Origin of the sequence: Actinosynnema sp. ALI-1.44 (genome assembly GCF_001984155.1) — a bacterium.
GTDB lineage: Bacteria > Actinomycetota > Actinomycetes > Mycobacteriales > Pseudonocardiaceae > Kibdelosporangium.
Genome location: NZ_MTQO01000054.1, coordinates 1 through 22489 on the forward strand (window position 1 = coordinate 1; position 22489 = coordinate 22489).

The window sequence follows — 22489 nt, forward strand, 5'->3', positions numbered from 1 at the left end:
CTGGGCCCGCCTGTTGGGGAGGCGGACCTCTGGACAGCCCGTGGTTGGCTTCGCCCAGGCCGACGGGCAGGAGACACCCCCGAAGCCCACCCCTGCGCTTGCGCGCAAGCCGTGAACCCCCTGCGCTTGCGCGCAGGGCCGCAACCGCCTGTGCTTGCGCGCGAGCCTGTGGGGGCTGCTGTTGCACGGTTGCATCAACCGATCTGGCGGTGTTTTCTGGTCACCGGGAGTGGTGGGATCGCCTGCATGCGACGGTTCGGCGTGCTGCTGGTTCTGCTACTGGGCGTGACGTTTCTGAGTCCGGTGGCCCATGCTCAACCAGGCGGGCCGGGTATGTTGTCTCGCTTCGGGCTCGCGCGCAAGGATTGCGTCGGTACGGCCCGCAACACCACCAGCAAGGTGTGGTTCACGGTTGCGGACGGTGTGCTTTCCGATGTCTATTCGCCGACGATCGACAACACGAACGTCGAGACGCTCCAGTTCCTTGTCACCGACGGTCGGACGTTCACCGATCTGCAGAGCCGCGACATGCGTTACACCGTTTCCGCCGACTCGACCGGGATGGCCTGTCAGGTGCGTTCCGAAGCTCGTGACTATCGGCTGACCACCGAGTTCATCACCGATCCCGCTCGTGATTCCGTTCTGATCAAGGCGCGGCTGCGTGGTCCCGGCAACCTGAAACTCTATGTCCGGTATGACGCGACCATCAACGGCAACGGCGGTGGCGGGCCGTTGAACGGGGGAGCGGACACCGCGACGGCGGACCTGAACGCACTGGTCAGCGGCGACACGAACACGGTCACCAACGCGCCGAACCGGGACTACGGGGTGCCGCTGTTCGGTGCGTTGAAGGCCGACCGCCCCTACAAGGCGGCCAACAGCGGGTACGTCGGCACGCCGTCCGACGGCCTTGTCCAGTTGGACAAGGACCGTGCGATCAAGCCGAACCTCCAGGCAGCCAACGGGAACGTTGTGCAGACCGCCCAGCTCGACGGGCACGAGGCCACACTCGCGCTGGGGTTCGGGAAAACGGCCACCCAGGCCGTCGACACCGCCGGTCTGAGCGTGAGAACGCCGTGGCACCGGTCCTATGACCGGTACACCCAGCAGTGGCGGGACTACGACCGCATGCTCAAGCCGACCGGTGACTGGGTGTCGGTCAACGTTCTGAAAGCCAGTGAGGACAAGACTTTCCCCGGTGCCGTCGTCGCCTCCCTCGGCAGTCCGTGGGGTCACGCGGTCAGCGCCGGTGACCTGCCCGACGGCAAGCCCGTGTACTTCGGTTCGTACCGGGAGATCTTCGCGCGTGACCTGTACGAGAGCTTCACCGGCCTGATGGCCGCGGGTGACCGGGAAACCGCGCGGGCCACTGTCCGGTGGTTGTTCTCCCGACAACAGCAGCCGGACGGCCGGTTCCCGCGCAACTCCATGGTCAACGGCAAGAAGGCGCCGGACTCCGGCGGCGACCAGCTCGACGAGACCGCCTACCCGATCCTGATGGCGTTGCAGGCCGGGTTCGACCGGGACCGCGACCTGTACGCGAAGATCCGCAAGGCGGCGGATTTCGTTGTGGCGCACGGCCCTTCGTTCGGTTCCGAGCGGTGGGAGGAGCAGAGCGGGTACTCGCCGTCGACCATCGCCGCCGAGATCGCCGGGCTCACGGCCGCGGCCGTGATCGCCACGCGCAACGGCGACCAGGAGCGAGCCAGGATCTACCACGCCACCGCCGACCACTTCCAGCGCAGCGTCAAGGGCTGGACCGTCGTCAACGGCCGTTTCATCCGGCTGTCCAAGACGGGCGACCCGGCCGCGCCGATCCAGTACAACCTCGGCAACGGCTCGGTCACCGTCGACCAGCGGTCCGTTGTGGACGCCGGATTCCTCGAACTCCCCCGGCTCGGCATCCTGCCCGCCGACGATCCCGATGTCGCCAGGTCGCTCGAACTCGTCGACCAGACCATCAAACGCCAAACCCCCAACGGCCCCGGCTGGTACCGCTACGGCACGTCTGCGCCAGGCAGCGAGGACGGCTACGGCGACTGCTACGAGCCAGACCTGACCGCGTGTGCACCAACCGGAAAACCCTGGCCGACGGGCAACGTCGGCAGTGGGCACCTCTGGCCCGTGCTCGCGGGCGAACGCGCTGAGCACCTCGTGCAGACCAATGACAAGCGTGGTGCCAGGCGACTTCTGCACGCCATGCACGCCCAGGCATCCGGCGTCGGCCTGATCCCCGAGCAGATCTGGGAGAACGCCCCCGTGGCCAAGTCGCCGTACGGCAGCGACCCCGCCACGGCCAGCATCGGCTTCGAGCCGGGCGAATCGGTGGGTTCCGCGTCCCCGCTGACCTGGGCGCAGGCCCAGGCGGTCCGGTTGACGCAGAGCATCGCCGCCGGTCGTCTGGTCGAGCAGCCCGCCGAGGTCCGCGCCCGGTTCGTCGACCACGGCCCACCGGGGACGATCCCGATCTCGGTGCAGGCGCCGGGTGCGGTCTCGACACCTACCGTCAAGGTCACGGGAGCGGCCCCGCCCGGCACGAGAGTCGACATCTCCGCCACAGCGACGGACGCCGGTGGCGTGACCACAGTGGTGTCCACATCGTCCAACGGGACCTTCACCGCCGAGTTGCCCGCCTTGCTCGGCACCAACGTGATCACCGCCGCGGCCACTCAAGGCACCAGGAAAACCGGCTACGCCCAGGTCGAAGTCGGCTCGGACTTCGTGTCCGGAACGGTGTTGCTGAACGCGACAGACCCGGACAACGACGACAACGGGCCCGGTACCTACGCCTACCCCACGGCGGGCGACTTCCACCCCGGAGCGTTCGACATCCAGCAGTTCCAGGTGATCGACAGCGGCGACCGCGTCATCCTGCGCACGAAGCTGCGCGACCTCAGCCCGACGTTCGGTTCGCCGCTCGGCGCCCAACTGCTCACGATCTACGCGCACGATCCCGCGATCCCCGGCGCCTCCACCAAGGCGGCGTACCCGTCGCGCAACCACGCGGTCGACCCGTGGAACCGGATGATCGAGGTGCAGGGCTTCGCCGAGCCCGTGTTCGTGGACGCGAACGGTGTCCCGCTGGGCGACGCGTCCGTCCAGGCGAGTGAGACGTCCCGCTACATCACGGTCAGCGTGCCGAAATCCGCGCTCGGCAACCCGAAGGCGTACGCGGTCGCGCTGACCGGCCAGGAAGGCGACAGCCCGGATCGGGCCCGCAAGTTCACCGCCACGCCCGAGCAGTACACGTTCGGGGTCTGTGCACCGGGCGGCACCGGGCCGATCTGTTCCACGGGACCGTCGTCGGTGCCGAAGGCGGTGGACGTGATCACGCCGAGTGGTGTGGACCAGTCCGTCGTGCTCGACCCCACGCGCGGACCGGTCGTGATCAAGGCGGTGTCCTTGTCCCCGTGACGGACCTTGACACCGGAGAGGGGAGAACCGCACATTGGGTGTGTCGCCGCCGAGTCCTGCCAGAAGGGACCCCACTGTGCGAAAATCCCGATGGTTCGGCGTGGTTCTCACTACGCTCACACTGGTGGCCTCAACGACATTAGCCGCGAGTCAAGCCGCGGCCGCGGTTGCCCCGATCGACAGCGTCGTACCGGTCCCGGCCTCCGTGCAGGCCGTGCCGAACGTGACCTACAACCTCACGTCGGGCACGCAGATCCGTGCGGCCGAGGGCGCGACGGGGGTGGCTGACCTGCTGGCGGCCACGCTCCGCCGGTCGACAGGATTCGCCTTGCCGGTGTCGCAGAGCACGGGTGACGGCATCTCGTTGCAGTTGTCCGGTGCTGACCCGCAAGTGGGTCAACAGGGCTACCAGATCGACGTGTCCGCGACCGGTGTGGCGATCAAGGCGAACACCGCGGCCGGGTTGTTCGCGGGCACACAGACCCTGCGGCAGTTGCTGCCTGCCAAAGTCGAGGCGCCCAGTGTCCAGGGCGGACCGTGGCCGGTGCCCGGCGCGCGCATCGTCGACCACCCGCGGTTCGCCTACCGCGGCGCGATGCTGGACGTGGCACGGCACTTCTTCACCCCGGACGTGGTGAAGCGCTACATCGACGAGATCGCGCTGTACAAGATCAACCACCTGCACCTGCGCCTGTCGGACGACCAGGGCTGGCGGATCATGATCGACAGCTGGCCCCGGCTCGCGACGTACGGCGGCAGCACCCAGGTCGGCGGCGGACCGGGCGGTTACTACACGAAGGCGCAGTACAGCGACATCGTCGCCTACGCGGCCGCGCGGCACATCACCATCGTTCCGGAGATCGACATGCCGGGGCACACCAACGCGGCCCTGGCCTCGTACGCGGAGTTGAACTGCAACAACACCGCGCCACCGCTCTACACCGGCACCAACGTGGGCTTCAGCTCGCTGTGCGTGCTGAAGGACGTGACGTACCGGTTCGTCGACGACGTGATCCGCGAACTCGCGGCGCTGACCCCGGGGCCGTACATCCACATCGGCGGCGACGAAGCCCAGTCCACATCGGACGCGGACTACCGGACCTTCGTCAACAAGGTCCTGCCGATCGTGGCGAAGTACGGCAAGCAGCCGATCGGCTGGCACGAGGTCGCCAAGGTGAACCCACCCGCGAACTCGACCCCGCAGTTCTGGGGCACGACGACGTCGAACTCGGCCGTGACGGCGGCGGCGAACCGGGGCAGCAAGATCCTGATGTCCCCGGCCACCAAGTCCTACCTGGACATGAAGTACAACTCCAGCACCCCGATCGGCCTGAACTGGGCGGGCTACATCGAGGTGCGCACGGCGTACGACTGGAATCCCGGCGCGTACCTCAGCGGTGTCGGCGAAGCCGCGGTGCGCGGCGTGGAAGCTCCGCTGTGGACGGAGACCGTCAGGACCAGGCAGGACATCGAGTACCTGGCCTTCCCCCGGCTGCCCGCGATCGCGGAACTCGGCTGGTCGCCGTGGGCCAAGCACAACTGGGACGCGTTCCGGCAGCGCCTCGGCGCGCAGGGGCCGCGCTGGCAGGTGATGGGCGTGAACTACTACCGGTCGACCCAGGTGCCCTGGCCCTGAGCTGGCCGGGGCTGGCCTCCGGCCCCCGATTTCCAGCCTAGCGTCGTGGGCTGACGGTTTCGGGCGGTTGGGGGCGGCGGCTGCGGGGGTTGTCCACATGTGGCGGTTGTGCACAGCGAGGCTGCCCTGCCAGTTGACACACCGTGATCCCGTGCGCCGCGCCCCGGCTTCGGCGTTCTACCGGTGTTCCGCTGCCGGACCCGGTCCTCCGACTGCCGGACGCGTGGAAGAAGCTGCCGCTGACCGGCGACCTGGCCAACGCGCTGCCGAAGGACTTGCCGCCGCGGTCCATGGCCGCTGCCGGGAACGGACATCTCGTTCGAAAGGAGGACTCGGCCCGCTTGCCCCGGCGGTAACGTGCCTGACCGGCATCAAAGGGGGAGCTTTGAGCGTTGGTCTCGTTCTGACACTCGCCGGTTTGGCGTTGCTCGACTCGAGCAGCATCGGCACGTTGTTCATCCCGATCTGGTTCCTGCTCGCCCCGGGCGGGATCCGGGTCGGCCGGGTGCTGCTGTACCTCGGCACGATCGCCGTCTTCTACTTCGGAATCGGTGTGCTGATCTCGTTGGGCGCGGGTTCCGTGATCAGCAACTTCGGGGACGCGCTGCGGACGACGGCGGCGCTGTGGGTCCAGTTGGGCATCGGGGTCGGCTTGTTCGTGCTCAGCTTCCGGTTCGACAGCAAGAAGCAGAAGAACAAGCCGGGTGGTGGCGCCATCCGGCGGTGGCGTGATCGCGCCATGTCCGACGAGTCGTCGATCCACTGGCTGATGGGTCTGGCGCTGCTGGCCGGGCTGACCGAGATCGCCACGATGCTGCCGTACCTCGGCGCCATCGGCATCATGACGACGTCCGGCCTCAGCGCGGTCACCGTTCTTGTCCTGCTGGCCGGGTACTGCCTGGTCATGATCCTGCCCGCCGGTGTGCTGCTCACCCTGCGGCTGACCGCCGCGAAGGTGATCGAGCCGCTGCTGCAACGGTTGAACAACTGGATCATGACCAAGGGAGCCAGCGCCACCGGGTGGATCATCGGCATCGCCGGGTTCCTCGTCGCCCGCGACGCCGCCGCCCGGTTGTTCTGGCCGGAGATGTTGGGGAAATAAAGAGATAGTCTCGCGCTGTGGCTGACTTGGCGTACACGACGGCGACGGACGCGATCGCGCTTTTCCGCAGCGGGGAGTTGGCGCCCGTCGAACTCATGGCGGCGGTGATCGAACGAGCCCAGCTCACCGAGCCGACCGTCAACGCGTTCTCCGACCGCTACTTCGAAGACGCTCTCGACCAGGCGCGGGAGGCCGGTGACCGGTACGCCAGAGGCGAGCAGCGCCCGCTGGAGGGCATCCCGGTCGCGATCAAGGAGGAGCAGCCGATCGCCGGCCTGCCGTGGCGGGAGGGGTCGTTGTCGATGCGCGACACCGTGGCCACGCAGACGCACCCGGTCGTCGAGCGGATCATGGCCGCGGGCGGGATCGTGCACGCGCGGACGACCACACCGGAGTTCTGCTGCGCCGGGTTCACCCACAGCGACCTGTGGGGAGTGACCAGGACACCGTGGAATCCGGAGTACTCGTCCGGCGGGTCGTCCGGTGGGTCCGGCGCGGCGCTCGCCGCCGGTTCGGCGACGCTCGCGACCGGTTCGGACATCGGCGGTTCGATCAGGATCCCGGCGTCGTTCAACGGCGTCGTCGGCTTCAAACCGCCGTACGGCCGGGTGCCCGGCATCCCACCGTTCAACCTCGACCACTACTGCCACGACGGGCCGCTGGCCAGGACGGTCGCGGACTGCGCGTTGCTGCAGAACGTGATCGCCGGTCCGCATCCGGTGGACCCCGTGTCTTTGCCCGCGTCCGCGCCCATCGAGATCGGCGCGGTGGACGGACTGCGTGTCGCGCTGTGCATGAACCTCGGTGACTACCCGGTCGAGCCGGACGTGGTAGCCGCGACGCTGAGCGCCGCGGACGCGTTGAAGCAGGCCGGTGTCCACATCGAGGAGATCGAGTTGCCGTGGACGCGCGCGGAGATCATGGCGGCGGCCTGGGCGCACTACGGCGCGATCTTCGCGCCGACGATCGAGGCGGCGGCAGGCGGCCACGAGTTGATGCGCTACACCGACGACTTCGTCGAACGGGCGACATCGGCAGGCTCGTTCTTCGACGCCATGCTGATCGAGGGCAAGGTCCACGACGACCTCGCCGGGCTGTTCCAGCGCTTCGATGCTTTGCTATGCCCCACATCCGGCACGCCTGCGTTGCTGGCCGGTGAGGACTACGTCGACACCCCGTTGATCGTCGACGGTGTCCGACTGGACCACAACCTCGAAGCACCGCTGACGGTCCCGTTCAACATCGCCAGCCGCTGCCCGGTGCTCAGCGTCCCGTCCGGACTGGCCACCAACCGGGTGCCGACCGGGGTCCAGGTGGTCGGTCGCCCGTATGACGACCGGACGGTCTTCGCACTCGGCAACGTCGTGGCGACCGCGAACCCCTGGTACGCCGGGAACTCGTGGTGCCCGCCGCTCGTCAGGTGACGGAGTAGACGATCGCCGCGGCGATCAGCACGCCGTACCCGGCTGCCGCGATCCGGGTGAGCAGCAGTTGGGTCGGCTCGGGCCAGCGGGTACGGCCCAGCAACCACGCGAACCCGGGCATGATCAGGATGGCGTGCATCGGCACGGCGTGCGCTGGTTTCAAGGCGCCGCCGGTCACGTACGCGAGCGCCGCGTTGCCGGACCGGACCTCGATGACGCCGGTCGCGATCATCACCGCGCCCACGGCGAGCGCGACGACCAGTGCCGTGAACCCGAACCGCAGCGCGAGTTGCATGCTCCTGGTCTGCACGGTCCGGAACGCCGCGACGGTGCAGCCGACGATCACCGCGATCAGCACGAAACCGCCGCCTGCCAACGTTGTCGAGATCGACGAGTCGAGCGGTGTCTCGAAGTTGAAGTGCGACGGGCGGCCACGCCACGCCTGCACCGTGATCAGCGTGACCTCGACAATGCTCGCCGCGTACAGCACCACGAGCAGGAACGTGCGAACGCCCGGCTTGACCCGCAGGAACGACGTTGCCCACACCGCCGTGCCGACCGTCAGCCCGAACGAGACGCCGAAGGTCAACGGCTTGCGCATCGACAACGGCCCGAGCCACGTGCCACCGGTCACCAGCAACACCACGAGGTGGACGAGCCCGCTGAGAAACAACACGCCACCGACGGCGTAGCCGACGCGATCTATGGTCCGCATGCGGTCAATGCTGGCTTCGGCGCGGGCTCGTGTCGTCCGCCCGGAAGCGACAACCGCGTACGCCCGCGGGCGTACGCGTGTCATCTTAAGTCGAAAGGTAAGTGAGGCACGTCACGGCGTTTCGTTGCCGCCATCTGGCCCAGCGGACGGTACTCGTAGGCCTGATCAGCCGTTAGGGTGTGGTGTGGGGGGCGCGGGCGCGACACGTCCCCCACACCACGTCTTCGCGGCTTCAATCGTTCGCACTGACGAAGCCGTTCGTGTGCGTGTTGTCGCAACGAGTGAGATGACGGTATGTGGCCTAGACCATCGAGTCAATGGGTCTAGACCTCCATGCTGCATAGCGGTGCGGTGCATTCGTGTGCACAGCCATCGGCCACACTGTCCGTGTGCCCACCACGCCCCCGAACATGCCTTGGCCGCAGGCGACAGCCACCGGTGTCGGCTCGATGCCCGGCACGGATCCGCTCGAGGCCGCAAACGTTGTCGTCGGCGAACTGCCCGATCTGCCGCACCTGCCGGAGCTGCCCGGCAGGGGACTCGGCGCCGACATCATCGGCCGGAGCGCGGCACTGCTCGTCGACCTGCCGATCGAGGTCGTCCCGTCCGGATATCGGACAGCGAGCAGGCCGGGGCACGAGCACCGGCACGCGGTCGACCTGGTCAAGCGTGACATCGACGCCATCGAAGAGGCCTTCGAACGCTCCGGCGCGCGGCCGTCGGCGGTGAAGATCCAGGCCGCCGGGCCGTGGACGCTCACTGCCGGAATCGAGCTACCCCGAGGCCACCGGGTGCTGACCGATCACGGCGCGGTGCGCGAGTTCGCGGACTCGCTGGCCGAAGGGCTGTCGGCGCACGCGGCCGAGGTGAGCCGCCGGTTGGAAACGCCTGTGGTGGTCCAGCTCGACGAGCCCAGCCTGCCGACTGTCCTGGCGGGCGCGTTGTCGACACCGTCCGGCTACGGCACCGTCCCCGCCGTCGCGGAGCCGGACGCCCGGGACCTCCTCGCCGGGGTGATCAAGACCGTCGCGGGCGCCACCGGCCAGCCCGTGCTCGTGCACTGCTGCGCGCCGAGGCCCCCGATCGGCCTGTTCCGCGAGGCAGGCGCGGACGCGCTCGTCCTGGACGCCACCCTGCTCGACGGCATCCCCGCGAGCCTGGCCGACGAGCTCGGCGAGGCGTGGGACGCCGGGATGACGATGTTCCTCGGCCTGGTCGCAGCGACCACCCCCGCCCGCCCGCCGACGCTGGTCGAAGCGGCCAAACCCGCGCTCGACATCGTCGACCGGCTCGGGTTCCCCCGGTCGATCCTGGCCGAGCGTGCCGTTCCGACGCCCAAGTGCGGGCTGGCGGGCGCGGACGAGGCGTGGGCCCGCCGGGCGCTGGCGCTCGTGCGCGATGTGGGGAAGGCATTCGTCGAACCACCCGAAAGCTGGTGAGTGGTCGGATGTCCCGCATGCCCCAGCTCAACCGGAGGTCCCTGCTGCTCGCGGCAGGCGCCGCCGCGCTGACCGGGGCCTGCACCGTGCCTGCGACGCAGGCGGACAAGCCGACGCTCGCGCCGTCCGCGCCGGTGAACACGAACCGAAGACCGACCGGACCTGGCGACCCCAAGGCGACGCCCGCCGCGCGCGAGCTCCTCGCGTGGCTGACCGCCTTGCCGCAGCGCAAGGAGAACCGCGTGGTGTCCGGGCAGCAGCTCAGCGCCGACGCCCGTGAGGACTACGACAAGCTGTTCCACGGCATGACCCGCAAGTTCGGCAAGACCCCGGCCCTGCTCGGCGCCAGCTTCGACGGTTACTGGAAGAAGGAGACCGTCGGCGTCATGATCGACCACTGGCGGGCAGGCGGGCTCGTCACGATGGAACTGCACCGGCCGAACCCGTTCCTGCCGAAGGTCGACCCGGAGTCCTACCGGGTCGACCTGTGGGCGCCGAAGAACGACCTGAGCGCGCTGCTGGCCGACGCGCCCGCCAGCCCCGCCCGCAGCCGCTGGCGCGCCGACGTCGAACTGCTCGGCGACATCATCCAGCAGCTCGACGAGGCGGGCGTGCCGCTGATCCTGCGGCCGTTCCACGAGCTCAACGGGATCTGGTTCTGGTGGGGCCAGGACCAGCGGACCGGCCGCAGCGAGGTGGTCCGGCTCTACCGCGACCTGTACACGTACATCACCGAGACCCGCGACCTGCACAACGTGCTGTGGGCGTACTCGCCCGCCCGGCCGTGGGACGGGCCACGGATGCGGTTCTACCCCGGCGACGACATCGTCGACATCATGGGCCCGACGAGCTACCACAACGTGGTCAGTTTCGGCCTCGACGGCCAGGTCGAGGACATCTCGGACATGCTCGCCGCGCAGCGGCCGATGGCGCTGCTGGAAGTCGGGTCCGGCGACCCGTACGACGGCAGCTGGAAAGCGACCGAGATCATCGGCAAGATCCGGACCCGCTACCCGCAGATGACGATGTTCAACTGCTGGCACGGCTGGGTGGACGCGAAGGTGGCGCTGGTGGAGATCAGCGAGACCGACAAGCTGATGAACGACCCGTGGGTGATGTCACTGGAGACCATCGACTTGCGCCGCTAACCACGCGACAGGGACCGTCATCGTCTCCCCGGTCGGTCTGCTCACGATCCGGCCGGTCACCGCGTCCTTCAGCACGCCTTCGACGACGTACTCCACATCTGTCGGCAGGCCAAGGCGTTCGGCCGTCTCCCGGGGCAACGGCGTGCTGATGTGCGAGGTGTCGGCCACGCGGACGCCGGTCACCGCGGGCTCGTCGCCGAGCGTCTGGCCGGTCGCGGTGACGGTCAGGTCGAACTCGTGCACCGCTTCCAGCGTCCAGCTCAGCATCAGCAGGTCGGCTTCGGCCTTGCGGGGATCGCCGGTGATGAAACGGGCCGGGTTGTCCCGCTGGGTGATGCGTACCCGGTACGTGTGGCCGACCTCGACGTCGTGCGGACGCATGAACTCAGAATGCCTCATCCGGTGCACCGTGTACCCCGTGCGACTACTCACATCGGGGATTTCCCCTGAAGCGGCGAGCCCGCTGTCCACGCCACGCTGGGTTCATGCGATGGATTACGACGATTCTCGTGCTCCTGGGGGCTGTCGCGGTACCGGCGGCGGCGAGTGAGACCCGTCATCCCTGCGCCGCCGCGACGACACGGTGTGACGGTGTGCTCGTGGTTCCGCTGAACCACGCGGAGCCGGGATCCGAAAAGATCTCTGTTCCCTTCTCCTGGTTGCCGCACAGCGACCGCGACCGGCCGTCGGCGGGCACGATCATCGCGTTGCCCGGCGGACCGGCCGCGGTCATGGGGCAGTTCAACGCCTTCGCGGACACCGTCCGCCCGTTGCTCACCGACTACGACTTCCTCATGGTGGAGCGACGTGGTTTCCCGAGCTGGCAGTGCCCGCAGGCGGACATCCGTGACGCCGCCAGTGTTCGCGACTGCGCCGCGTTGTCCGGTGATCGGGCACAGTTCTTCACCGCCGACCAGCGAGTCGCCGACATCGAAGCGGTACGGGCGGCGTTGGACGCACGAAACGTTGTCCTGTATGGCAATTCGTACGGCAGCGTGGAAGCGCCCGCGTACATGAGCCGGTTCCCCCGGCACGTCAGATCCGCGGTTGTCGACAGCCCCACGGTCTTTCCCGACCGGGCAACGGGGTACGCGGGAGGCAACACCTGGCAGGGGGATCTTGACGCCAACCAGCGGGCGATCGACGACGCGTGCCGGCGTTCCCTGTCATGCCGGGCTTTGCCGGGTGACACGGCCGACCGGCTGGCCGAGGTGGTCGCCATGAACCGGCGGGACCCCGACATCCCACTGGGCGCGTTGACCGAGGTCGTCCGGGCGTTGGATCCGTTCGTCGCTCGGGACACGAACGCCGCGATGCAGGCCTACCTGGACGGGGACAAGGCGCCGCTGCGGCGGCTCGTGTCGCTGACAGGCCCGCCGCCAGGCACACCGTCCGACCCGAACCAGGGTTTCCGGACGGGTGGTGCGGCCGCCCTCGCCTACGTGTGCAACGACTTCGCGTGGCCGTACGCGCGTTCGGCGCCCATCGAGACGCGGCGGGCCCAGTTGTCGGAGTACCGGGCTCAACACCCGGAACACCCCGTCGCCGCGGTGGAAGCCACTCGCGGGTACGGGGTGTGGGCGGACTGGTGCCTTGGCTGGCCGACGCCACGGCACGCGCCACCGGTCGCCGGGGCGTACCCGGACGTCCCTGTCCTGGTCATCGCCGGGTCGTTCGACTCCGACGCCGGTGCCAACGCTGTCACGCTCGCCCGTCAGTTCCCGCGTGGCCGCGTGGTGAACGTTCCGTTCGCTGGGCACGCTGTTTCGGTGCTGCGGCCGGGTTCCACGTACTCGTCGTGTGCCGCCGAGGGCGTCCGGAACTTCATCACCGGTCGGCCGGTGCCGTCGTGCAGCGGCGAGAACTTCCGCGCTGTCGGGCGTTTTCCCGTGACGAGCCACGACCTCGTGACGACCGTGTTCCGGACCGCGATGGACTCGCTGACCTCGCGGATCCCGAACTCCGTCGGTGTCGCCCGCCGGACCGAACTGCCCGGTCTTCGTGGTGGGAGGGTGGTCTTCGAGTCGTCGAAGGCCGTGCTCGACCAGGTTCGGTACACCGCCGACACGGTCGTGTCCGGTGGGATTCAGCTGACCGGTGACCAGGCGACCGCCGAGCTGACCGCGAACGGCAAGCTCGTGCGGATGACGTGGAAACCGTTCGAGGCCAAGGAGGTCACGCGGGTCACGGGCTCAGTCGACGGCAGGGACTTCGACCGGTTGCTGTACGTCGGCTAGCGGAGCCCGCTGCCGGATGCCCGGGTGGGCGAAGACGAACACGATCAACCCGATCAGCAGCGCAGTGCCCAGCAGGTAGGGCGCGGCCGGGGCGATCTCGTACAACGCCGTGCCCACAAGGGGGCCGAAGACGAACGTCAGCGCGTTGCTGGAACCGGTCAACCCGGCGACGGCGCCCTGTTCCTCCCGGCTGACGAGCAGGGTCGGGCCGGACATGAAACCGGGCATGCAGAACCCCATCCCGGCACCGAGGATCGCCAGCGCGACGGCCACGACGACAGCGGTCGAGGCGAACACCATGATCGCCGTACCGACGGCCATCACGCTGGCGCCGACCCTGATCAGCCGGGCGGGGCCCCAGCCGACGCGCGGCACCACGATCGCCTGGACGAGCATCATCAACCCGGCGCAGGCGAGTGTGACGAGGCCGGTCGCCAGCCCGGTCTGCTGTGCGGTCAGCCCAAGCCGGTCCTGCAACAGGAAGCCGACCGTCAGCAGGACGATCCCGTAGGTCATGAACATGCCGAACCCGGCGAGCAGGAACGGCCAGATCCGCGAGTCGAACGGCCGGACCTTGGCCGAGACCACGACCTCGCGGTGCTTGTCGGGCTTGGGCAGGTTGCGCCACACCAGCAAGGCGATCACGGCGATCAGCGCTGGGGCGACGTAGAGCGGGAGCAGCAAGCCGCCGAACACCAGCAGGCCACCCACGCCGGGCCCGAGTGCCATGCCCAGGCCCTGCGCGGCTCCGATCATGGACATGCCACGCACCCGCGCGGCCTCGCCTGTGGTCATGTCGGCCACATAGGACTGTGCGGTGACCGGCGTCGCGGCCCACGAGATGCCGAAGACCACGCTGCGGGTGAGCAGGATCAGCGCGAACAGCAGCGGCACGGCGAGCGTCCCGGCCAGCCCGGCCTGGGCGATCACCGCGAACCCGAGCAGGCCGGCGGTGGCGCCGACGAGCGACGTGAGCAGGACCGCCCGGTGCCCCCACGCCGCGCCGCGCCGTCCCCACAACGGACTCGCCACGACCGCACCGACGGCGGCGACGGTCATCATGACCCCCAGGTGCAGCTCGCTCAGCCCGAGCTCGCGGGCGAGCGGCGGCAGGATCGGACCGACCATCTGCTGTCCCGCCATCAGGCCGAACACGGCCAGGCAGACCAGGAACACCGGCCCGCTCGATGACTTTTCGAACATGTTCGAAAAGTAGCAGGGCTGTCAAGGTGCAAGGATGAACCCCGTGCCGAGAACTGGTCGCCCACCACGAGTCAACCGGGACGCGATCCTGGCCGCCACGCGTGCGCTGATCGACCGGGACGGCTGGGAGAACCTGACCATGCGCAAGCTCGCGGCGGAGGTCGGTGTCGCGGCGACCACGCTGTACCACCACGTGCGCGACAAAGAGGACCTGCTGATCCAACTGCTCGACTACTACGCCGACGAGATCAAGCGCCCGGAACTACCCGACGACCCGCGCGAACGCATCGTGCTGACGGCGCTGGCCATGCACGACGCGTTGGCGGCGTGGCCGTGGATCACCGAAGTGCTCACCGCGGACGACCTGGTCGGCGAATCGGCGCTGTGGGTGACCGAGGAGATCATGGCCGCGGCCGTCGACAGCGGACAAACGCTGGAGGAGGCCGTTTACGTGTACCGGACCGTCTGGTACTACACGGCCGGCGAGATCATGATCAAGGCGCGGGGCGCCCGCAGGCGTGCGGAAGGGCAGCCGAACTACCGCGATGCCGTGCTGCGCAAGCAGACGCACCGGCCGACCGTCTACGCGGTCGCCGAGCGCTGGCCCGAACTGTCCATGCGGGACACGTACGAGGCCGGCCTGCGGGCGTTGGTGAACGGGCTGCTCAGTGCCTAGCCGGTAGCTTCGTCGCCGCTTTGAGCACGTCCCGGTTGAGCCGTCCGATCGCCTCCAGCGGAATCCCCTTCGGGCACACCGCTGTGCACTCACCGGAGTTGGTGCACCCGCCGAAGCCCAGGTCGTCGTGCGTCTCCACCATGTCGAGCGCGCGGGTGAGCCGCTCGGGCTGTCCCTGCGGCAGCAGGCCGAGGTGTGTCGTCTTCGCCGCGGTGAACAGCATGCCTGAACCGTTGGGACACGCGGCGACACAAGCGCCGCAACCGATGCACGCCGCCGCCTCGAACGCGTTGTCGGCGTCCGCCTTGGAGACAGGCACCGCGTGGGCGTCCGGCGCGCTGCCGGTCGGTGCGCTGATGTAACCACCGGACTCGATGATCCGGTCGAACGACGACCGGTCCACCACCAGGTCCTTGATCACCGGGAACGGCTTGGCGCGCCACGGTTCGATCGTGATGGCCTCGTTCTCGCTGAAGCTGCGCATGTGCAGCTGACACGTGGTGGTCAGCTTGTTCGGGCCGTGCGCGTTGCCGTTGATCATCAGGCCGCACATGCCGCAGATGCCCTCGCGGCAGTCGTGGTCGAACGCGATCGGCTCCTCGCCGTCCTTGATCAGCCGTTCGTTGAGCACGTCGAGCATCTCGAGGAAGGACATGTCCGGCGAGATGTCGTCGACGACGTACATCACCAGCCTGCCCTTGTCGAACTGGTTGTCCTGGCGCCAGACGCGCAGGGTGAACTTCATTTGTAACTCCGCTGACTCGGCGTGACGTTCTCGAACAGCAACTCCTCGCGGTGCAACACGGGCTGCTGCGGCCCGTACTCCCACGCGGCGACGTAGCTGAAGTTCTCGTCGTCCCGCAGTGCTTCGCCGTCCTCGGTCTGGCTCTCGGCGCGGAAGTGCCCGCCGCAGGACTCCGTGCGGTGCAACGCGTCGATCACCATCAGTTCGGCCAGGTCGATGAAGTCCGCGACCCTGCCCGCCTTCTCCAGCGACTGGTTGAGCCCGTCGCCGGTGCCGAGCACCCGCACCCGCTGCCAGAACTCCTTGCGCAGCGCGGGAATCGCCTCCAGCGCCTTGCGCAGGCCCTCCTCGGAGCGCTCCATCCCGCAGTAGTCCCACATCAGCTGGCCCAGTTCGCGGTGGATGTCGTCCGGCGAACGGTCGCCGTCCACCGCGAGGATCCGCACGACCCGGTCGACGACCTCCTGCTCGACCGACGTGATCGCCTGCTGCGAGACCGGCGGGAACGGGCCGTCGGCCAGGTAGTCGCCGATGGTGTTCGGCAGGATGAAGTACCCGTCGGCCAGACCCTGCATCAGCGCGGACGCGCCGAGCCGGTTGGCGCCGTGGTCGGAGAAGTTGGCCTCACCGATGACGAACAGGCCCGGGATCGTGCTCTGCAGGTCGTAGTCGACCCACAGGCCGCCCATCGTGTAGTGCACGGCCGGGTAGATCCGCATCGGCACCTTGTACGGGTTCTCGCCGGTGATCTGGGCGTACATCTCGAACAAGTTGCCGTACTTCGCCTCGACCGCGTCCCGGCCGAGCCGCTCGATCGCGTCCGAGAAGTCCAGGTACACGCCGAGACCGCCCGGTCCGACGCCGTGCCCGGTGTCGCAGATGTTCTTGGCGGCACGCGAGGCGATGTCACGCGGGACGAGGTTGCCGAAGCTCGGGTACATCCGCTCCAGGTAGTAGTCCCGCTCGTCCTCGGGGATCATGTGCGGCGCGCGGTTGTCCTTGGGCGCCTTGGGAACCCACACGCGGCCGTCGTTGCGCAGCGACTCGCTCATCAGCGTCAGCTTCGACTGGTGCGCGCCGCTGACGGGAATGCACGTCGGGTGGATCTGGGTGTAGCACGGGTTGGCGAACAACGCGCCCCGCTTGTGCGCACGCCAGATCGCCGTGGCGTTGCTGCCCTTGGCATTGGTGGACAGGTAGAAGGTGTTGCCGTAGCCACCGGTCGCCAGCACGACGGCGTCCGCGGTGTACGTCTCGATGTCGCCGGTGACCAGGTCACGGGCCACGATCCCGCGTGCCCTGCCGTCATCGACGATCAGGTCGAGCATCTCGGTGCGCGGGTGCATCTTGACGCGTCCGGCGTTGATCTGCCTGGCCAACGCCTGGTACGCGCCGAGCAGGAGTTGCTGCCCGGTCTGGCCTCGGGCGTAGAACGTGCGGGAAACCTGTGCCCCGCCGAAAGAACGCGTGTCCAGCAGGCCGCCGTACTCACGGGCGAACGGCACGCCCTGCGCCACGCACTGGTCGATGATCTCGACGCTGACCTCGGCCAGCCGGTGCACGTTGGACTCGCGGGCGCGGAAGTCGCCGCCTTTGATCGTGTCGTAGAACAACCGGAAGACGCTGTCGCCGTCGTTGCGGTAGTTCTTGGCCGCGTTGATGCCACCCTGCGCGGCGATGCTGTGCGCCCGGCGCGGGCTGTCCTGGTAGCAGAACGACAGGACGTTGTAGCCGAGTTCCGCCAGCGTCGCCGCGGCGGATCCGCCCGCGAGCCCGGTGCCGACCACGATCACGGTCATCTTGCGCTTGTTCGCCGGGTTGACCAGCCGCGCGGAGAACCGCCGCTTCTCCCACCGCTCGTCCAACGGACCGTCGGGCCTCTTGCCGTCGACGATCGGTGCCCCTTCGGTGTACATCGGCTATCCCACCAATCCGGTCAGTACGGCGAACGGCACGGCCAGGAATCCCACGGTGATCAGGAAGGCGACCGCGAACGCGAAGCTCTGGATGGCCCGTTGCCGCGCGGCGGTGGACGCCCCGAGGCTCTGCAACCCGCTCCACAGCCCGTGCCGGATGTGGAAACCCAGTGCGATGACGGCCGCGGCGTAGAACAGGACCACGTACCAGCGCTGGAAATCAGCGACCACGTTGTCGTACACCGCGAGGTGCACGCCGTTCGGGTTCAGCACACCCGCGGTCAGGTCGAGGATGTGGTAAACGATGAACAACGCCAGAATCACGCCGCCCCAACGCATCGTGCGCGCGGCGTAGCTGCCCTGGACCTTGGCGCGGTGCTGGTATGCCTTGGGCCGCGCCTTCCGCGCCCGTCGCGCCAGTTGGATGGCGGCCGTCATGTGCAGCACGACGCAGGCGACAAGACCGATCCGGGCCACCCAGACGAAGCCCTCGTAACCCAGCAGCCCGTCGAGGAGGTGGCGCAGCCACGAGGCGTAGCCGTCGATGTTCTCGCGCCCGAAGAAGATCTTGAGGTTGGACGCCATGTGCACGATCACATAGATCAGCATGAGCAGCCCGGTGACGCCCATCACGGCTTTCTTGCCGATGGTGGACGACCAGATTCGCCCCGGGGTGGTGCGCCGGGCCGCATCGAGCACTGTCACAGCACTCAGTAAGCATGGTCGGGACCGAGTCGTCCAATATATCGAAACCCTCGATTTGATAGCCTCGGCCTATGGAGAAGGTTGACCGGCTCACCTTGCAGCAGCTCAGGTACTTCCTGGCGGTGGCCGACACCAAGCACTTCACCAGGGCCGCGGAGCAGGCAGGTGTGGCGCAACCCTCACTGTCCAAGCAGGTGCAAAGCCTGGAAACCGAGCTCGGCACGCCCCTGTTCAGCCGGGTGCGCGGCAACGTCACGCTGACCCCGGCAGGCGAGGCACTGCTGCCGATCGCCCGCCGCATCCTGGCCGACGTGGACACAGCGCGTCACGAGGTGGCCGAGCTGGTCGGCCTCCGTCGCGGGCGGCTGCGCGTCGGCGCCACTCCCAGCCTGTGCGCTTCGGTCTTCGCTGACGTGTTGAGCCGGTTCCACCACGCCTACCCGGGCATCCGGCTGTTGGTGGAGGAAGGCGGCTCGCGGGACTTGTCCCGGTCCTTGCTGCGCGGGGATCTGGACCTGGCGTTGATCATCGTCCCGCCGGAAGGGCCGGACCCGGCTTTGACCACGCGGGTGGTTCTGCGTGAGGACCTGCTTGTGGCTTCAGCGGCGCGCCTGCCTGCTCTGGTCAACCGTCCGACTATTCGGCTGATCGATCTGCGCGACCGCTCGATGGTGATGTTCCGCCAGGGCTATGACTTGCGTGAGACGACTATCCAGGCGTGCCGTGGCGTCGGATATGAGCCGCGTATGTCCGTCGAGGGCGGGGAGATGGATGCCGTGCTTCGGTTCGTGGAAGCCGGTTTGGGGATTGCCATCGTGCCCAGCATGGTCCTGGCCAACCGGCCCGCATTGCGGGGCATTCCTATCGCGCCGCCCGGGCTGAGTCGCACTGTTGCTTTGGCTCAGCGGACAGACGTGCCACCGACGAACGCGGCTCGGGCGTTCAGCGATGTGTTGATGGCATACCTGGAGACCTTGTGACTCGTCGAGACGTGAGGTCGTCGAGGTGGAACGTGACCGGAGCGGGGAAGTTGGTGCTGAACATGCCGGTGATCTCGACGCCCCGGTGGTAATGGCCATTCCGGAGTGAATGCGGTGTCAACGAGACCGCATCGTCGAGATCGATCTGCCAGTAGGCGGGAATCCCAGCCTCGGCGTACTCGACGTGATTCACCAGCCGGTCGAATCGGCTCGACATGATCTCTCCACCGCGCACAGGACATCGGTGGCGGAGATCTGCGGTGGTTCTGCCACGAACGCACTTGACCTGGCGATGACCAGATTCGGTGTTCGTTCGACTGGTGGAGGGCCGGGTGACACGATGATGTCGTAGTGCACTGCTTCGAGGTCGTCGGGAAGTTGCTCGTCGAGCCAATGAGTCAGCCGCTGTCTCGCCCTTTGATGGAACGGTGGAGGTCGGTGTTCCCTTGGCCCAGTCACTGCTCAAGGGTCTCATGGCAAAGGGAAAGCAGTTACCCGCTGTACACGGTCGTGTTGGTGGTGATGAACTGCGCTGTTCCCGGTTTCACCGCGACAGGATCCGGAACGGGACCGCCCGGAGTCGGCTGCATGGCCGGAGCCTGCACGGTGAAGGTCGCCGTGAAAGTCATTCCCTTGATCAGCACCTTGGGCCCGTTCTGCGACTGGATCGTCAGGTTCGACGGGGCCAGCGTGAGCGTCAACGTCCCGGTCCCGGGCGTGACGAAAGGTGGTGCGGTGTAAGGCAACGGGCCACGCAGCACCTGCGGCAGCTCGTCACCCTGCAGGCAGACGAACTGGTTGTTGACCTGCACGTTCGTGCTCGATCCCCGGAGCGGCACCGGGGCCTGGATGGCCGGCACGATCACCGGCGGCGGGATCGTGATCTTGATCATGTCCCCCGTCTTGATGATGAAGTCGCTCGGCACCCCAGCAGGCTCTCACGCTGCCGCCGGGGCGCCAATGCACCTTCGGGCAGTTCAAGGTGCCCGAAACGCGCTGAGCTCGGGGAACGCGGCCACGTAGCCGTCGAGCGTCGCCGCCGCGGCGGCCACCGAGTCCACGAGCGGGTGCGTCGACATCGCCAGCAGGGCGTCCGCGCGGCTGCCGGTCTTCGCCGCACGGATCACTGCCTGCTCGCACGCCTTCACCTGGAGCATCAGGCCCAGGCTGTGCGGGTCGACGGGCCCGGTCGCGACCGGCCGCGGTCCGTTGCCGTCCACGAAACACGGCACCTCCACCACGGAGTTGTCCAGTCCGGCAACGACTCCGCGGTTGCGTACGTTCAGGATCAGCTGGTCCGGGCGGTTGCGCGTGATCGAGTTCATCAGCCTCAGCGCCACCTGCTCGTAGCCGCCGCCGTCCATGTCGCACGCGGCGCGTTCCGCCATCCCGGCGATCGCCCTGCCTTCGGCCAGATACGTGTTCTCCCGTTCCGACCGGGTTTCCATCCAGGTTCGCAACGCCGCCCGCGGATCGTTGCCGATCCGTTCGTAGAACGACTTCTGTTGGTCGGAGAGGAACTCGCCGCGCGTGGTTTCCTGCGCGCGCAACTGTTCGAGCGTCTCCCGGGCGAAGTAGTAGTAGTGCAGGTACTCGTTCGGCACTGAACGCAACGTCCGCAACCACTGCGCGCCGAACAGCTTGCCCTCTTCGAACGAGGTCAGCGCGGTCTCGTCGTCGAACAGCTCCGGTAGCCGGTCGCGGCCGTCGACCAGCACCCGGCGCAGCCAGCCGAGGTGGTTGAGCCCGATGTAGTCGAACGTCGCGTCCTGTTCGGACACACCGAGGGCGCCTGCCACCCTGCGGCACAGGCCGACCGGCGAGTCGCAGATACCGATCACCCGGTCACCCAGCACCGCCGACATCGCCTCGGTGACGATCCCGGCCGGGTTGGTGAAGTTGATCAGCCAGGCGTCCGGCGCGTGCCGCTCCACCTGCCGTGCGATGTCCAACGCGACCGGCACGGTCCGCAGCGCGTAGCAGATCCCGCCTGGACCAACGGTTTCCTGGCCGATCAGGCCGTGCTTCAACGGCACCCGCTCATCCAGGCTGCGTCCGCCGAGACCGCCGACCCTGATCGCCGAGAACACCACGTCCGCGCCGGACAACGCGTCCTCCAGCGACGTCGTCATCCGGATCCGCGGCCGCCACGACGCGCCCTGCGCCTGCTGGTCGAGCACCGCGCCGATCGCCGTCAGCCGCTGCACCAGCACGTCCTGCAGGACGATCTCGTCGACCAGCCGGTCCGGGTCGGCCAGCAGGCTTTGGTGCACGAGCGGCACGCGGAACCCGCCACCGCCGAGGATCACCAGCTTCATCCGTCGAGCACCTCCACACCCGCCTCCCGCATGGCGGACAGGCCTGCCCCGGCCGTGTCCGCGTTGGTCACCAGCACGTCGATCTCCTCGGCCCCGCAGATCCGGGCCAGTCCGCCGCCGGGGAACTTGCCGCGGTCGGCGAGCAGCACCACCTGGTCGGCCGCGGCGAGCATGGCCCGTTTCAACGGGACCTCCACGACCGTGTCGTCCATGACCGACCCGTCGTCACGTACGCCAGCCGCGCCAAGGAACACGCGGTCCGCCCTGACCTGTCGTAACGCGTCCTCGGTCAGAAACCCGACCATGGAACGGTAATTGCGCCGCACGACCCCGCCGAGCAGGATCAGTTCGACCGCTTGGTCGTCCGCCAGTTCCTCGTACACGGCGAGATTGCTCGTCAGCACGGTGATGTCACGGCCGTGCAGGTGTGCGGCCAGCCGGTGCGTGGTCGTGCCGATGTCCAGCAGGACGGATTCCCCGTCTCGCACAAGCGTTGCCGCTGCCCTGGCCACCTCGTCCTTCACGTCGCCGTCCTCGCGGGCGACGCGGTCGAACGGCCGTTCCTGCGACGGCGCCAGCACCGCGCCGCCGTGCACCCTGGTGAGGACTCCTTCACGCTCCAGGCAGATCAGGTCACGGCGGATGGTGGCCGCGCTCGTGGCCAGTTGTGAGCACAGCGCCGTCACCGACGCCGACCCCTCCTGGGTGAGACAGCGCAGGATCTCGGCATGGCGCCGCTGCGGGAGCACAACTGAACAATATCAGTCATTTTGCGTCAGACAACTTGTCATTTCTTTGCAGATGGGTGCAGACTCACCGGATCGAACGAGG

The 22489-nt window shown here is 68.1% G+C and carries 18 protein-coding genes; 9 read left to right on the plus strand and 9 right to left on the minus strand.

What is annotated here, in order from left to right; translation table 11 throughout:
* Window positions 1–246: 246 nt before the first annotated feature.
* From ALI144C_RS46940 to ALI144C_RS46960, 4 genes are all read left to right on the plus strand, one after another.
* Window positions 247–3414 carry a glucodextranase DOMON-like domain-containing protein gene (locus tag ALI144C_RS46940; RefSeq protein ID WP_076993804.1) on the plus strand — a complete coding sequence of 1056 codons (3168 nt, stop codon included), beginning with the start codon at window positions 247–249 and terminating at the stop codon, window positions 3412–3414.
* A 124-nt stretch (window positions 3415–3538) separates the two neighbouring features.
* Window positions 3539–5050 (plus strand): beta-N-acetylhexosaminidase, encoded by a 1512-nt coding sequence (locus tag ALI144C_RS46945; RefSeq protein WP_330359654.1) that lies wholly within the window; start codon window positions 3539–3541, stop codon window positions 5048–5050.
* 385 nt (window positions 5051–5435) lie between these two features.
* Entirely contained in the window at window positions 5436–6152 is a 717-nt protein-coding gene (locus ALI144C_RS46955; RefSeq protein WP_076993807.1) for a GAP family protein, read from the plus strand.
* Between the two features lie 17 nt (window positions 6153–6169).
* Window positions 6170–7576, plus strand: a complete 1407-nt coding sequence (locus ALI144C_RS46960; RefSeq protein ID WP_076993808.1) for an amidase — start codon at window positions 6170–6172, stop codon at window positions 7574–7576.
* Here the strand turns inward: ALI144C_RS46960 and ALI144C_RS46965 are convergent.
* Window positions 7569–8291 (minus strand): hypothetical protein, encoded by a 723-nt coding sequence (locus ALI144C_RS46965; RefSeq protein ID WP_076993809.1) that lies wholly within the window; start codon window positions 8289–8291, stop codon window positions 7569–7571. The genes ALI144C_RS46960 and ALI144C_RS46965 overlap by 8 nt on opposite strands.
* A gap of 410 nt (window positions 8292–8701) precedes the next feature.
* Between ALI144C_RS46965 and ALI144C_RS46970 the strand changes: the two genes are divergently transcribed.
* Both ALI144C_RS46970 and ALI144C_RS46975 read left to right on the plus strand, forming a co-directional pair.
* Window positions 8702–9730, plus strand: coding sequence for a methionine synthase (locus tag ALI144C_RS46970; RefSeq protein WP_076994785.1), 1029 nt, complete (start codon window positions 8702–8704; stop codon window positions 9728–9730).
* Window positions 9731–9738: 8 nt separating this feature from the next.
* A complete protein-coding gene (locus ALI144C_RS46975; RefSeq protein WP_076993810.1) occupies window positions 9739–10878 on the plus strand; it encodes a glycosyl hydrolase in 1140 nt (379 codons plus the stop codon).
* Here ALI144C_RS46975 and ALI144C_RS46980 read toward each other — a convergent pair.
* Window positions 10849–11277 carry a hypothetical protein gene (locus tag ALI144C_RS46980; protein ID WP_143231307.1) on the minus strand — a complete coding sequence of 143 codons (429 nt, stop codon included), beginning with the start codon at window positions 11275–11277 and terminating at the stop codon, window positions 10849–10851. The two genes, ALI144C_RS46975 and ALI144C_RS46980, sit on opposite strands and share 30 nt — an antisense overlap.
* Window positions 11278–11363: 86 nt before the next feature.
* On the opposite strand from ALI144C_RS46980, the gene ALI144C_RS46985 reads away from it, so the two are divergent.
* On the plus strand, window positions 11364–13115 hold the full coding sequence (locus tag ALI144C_RS46985; RefSeq protein ID WP_083754017.1) for an alpha/beta hydrolase: 1752 nt from the start codon (window positions 11364–11366) through the stop codon (window positions 13113–13115).
* Here ALI144C_RS46985 and ALI144C_RS46990 read toward each other — a convergent pair.
* Window positions 13071–14318, minus strand: a complete 1248-nt coding sequence (locus ALI144C_RS46990) for an MFS transporter (protein WP_076993813.1) — start codon at window positions 14316–14318, stop codon at window positions 13071–13073. The two genes, ALI144C_RS46985 and ALI144C_RS46990, sit on opposite strands and share 45 nt — an antisense overlap.
* 34 nt (window positions 14319–14352) lie before the next feature.
* Between ALI144C_RS46990 and ALI144C_RS46995 the strand changes: the two genes are divergently transcribed.
* Window positions 14353–14994, plus strand: a complete 642-nt coding sequence (locus tag ALI144C_RS46995) for a TetR/AcrR family transcriptional regulator (RefSeq protein WP_076993814.1) — start codon at window positions 14353–14355, stop codon at window positions 14992–14994.
* Here ALI144C_RS46995 and ALI144C_RS47000 read toward each other — a convergent pair.
* The 3 genes from ALI144C_RS47000 to ALI144C_RS47010 are packed head-to-tail and all read right to left on the minus strand — an operon-like array spanning window position 14984 to window position 18360.
* A complete protein-coding gene (locus tag ALI144C_RS47000) occupies window positions 14984–15739 on the minus strand; it encodes a succinate dehydrogenase/fumarate reductase iron-sulfur subunit (RefSeq protein ID WP_076993815.1) in 756 nt (251 codons plus the stop codon). The two genes, ALI144C_RS46995 and ALI144C_RS47000, sit on opposite strands and share 11 nt — an antisense overlap.
* Window positions 15736–17655 (minus strand): fumarate reductase/succinate dehydrogenase flavoprotein subunit, encoded by a 1920-nt coding sequence (locus ALI144C_RS47005; RefSeq protein WP_076993816.1) that lies wholly within the window; start codon window positions 17653–17655, stop codon window positions 15736–15738. Before ALI144C_RS47005 ends, ALI144C_RS47000 begins: the two co-directional genes overlap by 4 nt.
* A gap of 3 nt (window positions 17656–17658) precedes the next feature.
* Window positions 17659–18360, minus strand: a complete 702-nt coding sequence (locus ALI144C_RS47010; protein ID WP_076993817.1) for a succinate dehydrogenase cytochrome b subunit — start codon at window positions 18358–18360, stop codon at window positions 17659–17661.
* Window positions 18361–18431: 71 nt separating this feature from the next.
* Between ALI144C_RS47010 and ALI144C_RS47015 the strand changes: the two genes are divergently transcribed.
* Window positions 18432–19340: a LysR family transcriptional regulator gene (locus tag ALI144C_RS47015; RefSeq protein WP_076993818.1), complete on the plus strand. Its 909-nt coding sequence runs from the start codon at window positions 18432–18434 to the stop codon at window positions 19338–19340.
* Between the two features lie 491 nt (window positions 19341–19831).
* Here the strand turns inward: ALI144C_RS47015 and ALI144C_RS47020 are convergent, their stop codons facing one another.
* From ALI144C_RS47020 to ALI144C_RS47030, 3 genes are read right to left on the minus strand one after another with little or no spacing between them, the layout of a single operon-like run.
* Window positions 19832–20266: a hypothetical protein gene (locus ALI144C_RS47020; protein ID WP_083754018.1), complete on the minus strand. Its 435-nt coding sequence runs from the start codon at window positions 20264–20266 to the stop codon at window positions 19832–19834.
* 51 nt (window positions 20267–20317) lie between these two features.
* A complete protein-coding gene (locus ALI144C_RS47025; RefSeq protein WP_076993819.1) occupies window positions 20318–21658 on the minus strand; it encodes a 6-phospho-beta-glucosidase in 1341 nt (446 codons plus the stop codon).
* The gene (locus ALI144C_RS47030; RefSeq protein WP_076993820.1) at window positions 21655–22407 is read right to left on the minus strand and encodes a DeoR/GlpR family DNA-binding transcription regulator; all 753 of its coding nucleotides are present in this window, start codon (window positions 22405–22407) and stop codon (window positions 21655–21657) included. Before ALI144C_RS47030 ends, ALI144C_RS47025 begins: the two co-directional genes overlap by 4 nt.
* Between the last annotated feature and the right edge of the window lie 82 nt (window positions 22408–22489).

What these genes read in the sequence shown, in the direction of transcription:
- ALI144C_RS46975 (WP_076993810.1), top strand. Translation starts at nt 9,739, where the DNA reads ATGTCCCGCATGCCCCAGCTCAACCGGAGGTCCCTGCTGCTCGCGGCA.
- ALI144C_RS46990 (WP_076993813.1), bottom strand. Translation starts at nt 14,318, where the DNA reads ATGTTCGAAAAGTCATCGAGCGGGCCGGTGTTCCTGGTCTGCCTGGCC.
- ALI144C_RS47015 (WP_076993818.1), top strand. Translation starts at nt 18,432, where the DNA reads ATGGAGAAGGTTGACCGGCTCACCTTGCAGCAGCTCAGGTACTTCCTG.
- ALI144C_RS46980 (WP_143231307.1), bottom strand. Translation starts at nt 11,277, where the DNA reads ATGAGGCATTCTGAGTTCATGCGTCCGCACGACGTCGAGGTCGGCCAC.
- ALI144C_RS47000 (WP_076993815.1), bottom strand. Translation starts at nt 15,739, where the DNA reads ATGAAGTTCACCCTGCGCGTCTGGCGCCAGGACAACCAGTTCGACAAG.
- ALI144C_RS47025 (WP_076993819.1), bottom strand. Translation starts at nt 21,658, where the DNA reads ATGAAGCTGGTGATCCTCGGCGGTGGCGGGTTCCGCGTGCCGCTCGTG.
- ALI144C_RS46995 (WP_076993814.1), top strand. Translation starts at nt 14,353, where the DNA reads ATGAACCCCGTGCCGAGAACTGGTCGCCCACCACGAGTCAACCGGGAC.
- ALI144C_RS46940 (WP_076993804.1), top strand. Translation starts at nt 247, where the DNA reads ATGCGACGGTTCGGCGTGCTGCTGGTTCTGCTACTGGGCGTGACGTTT.
- ALI144C_RS46965 (WP_076993809.1), bottom strand. Translation starts at nt 8,291, where the DNA reads ATGCGGACCATAGATCGCGTCGGCTACGCCGTCGGTGGCGTGTTGTTT.
- ALI144C_RS47005 (WP_076993816.1), bottom strand. Translation starts at nt 17,655, where the DNA reads ATGTACACCGAAGGGGCACCGATCGTCGACGGCAAGAGGCCCGACGGT.
- ALI144C_RS46985 (WP_083754017.1), top strand. Translation starts at nt 11,364, where the DNA reads ATGCGATGGATTACGACGATTCTCGTGCTCCTGGGGGCTGTCGCGGTA.
- ALI144C_RS46970 (WP_076994785.1), top strand. Translation starts at nt 8,702, where the DNA reads ATGCCTTGGCCGCAGGCGACAGCCACCGGTGTCGGCTCGATGCCCGGC.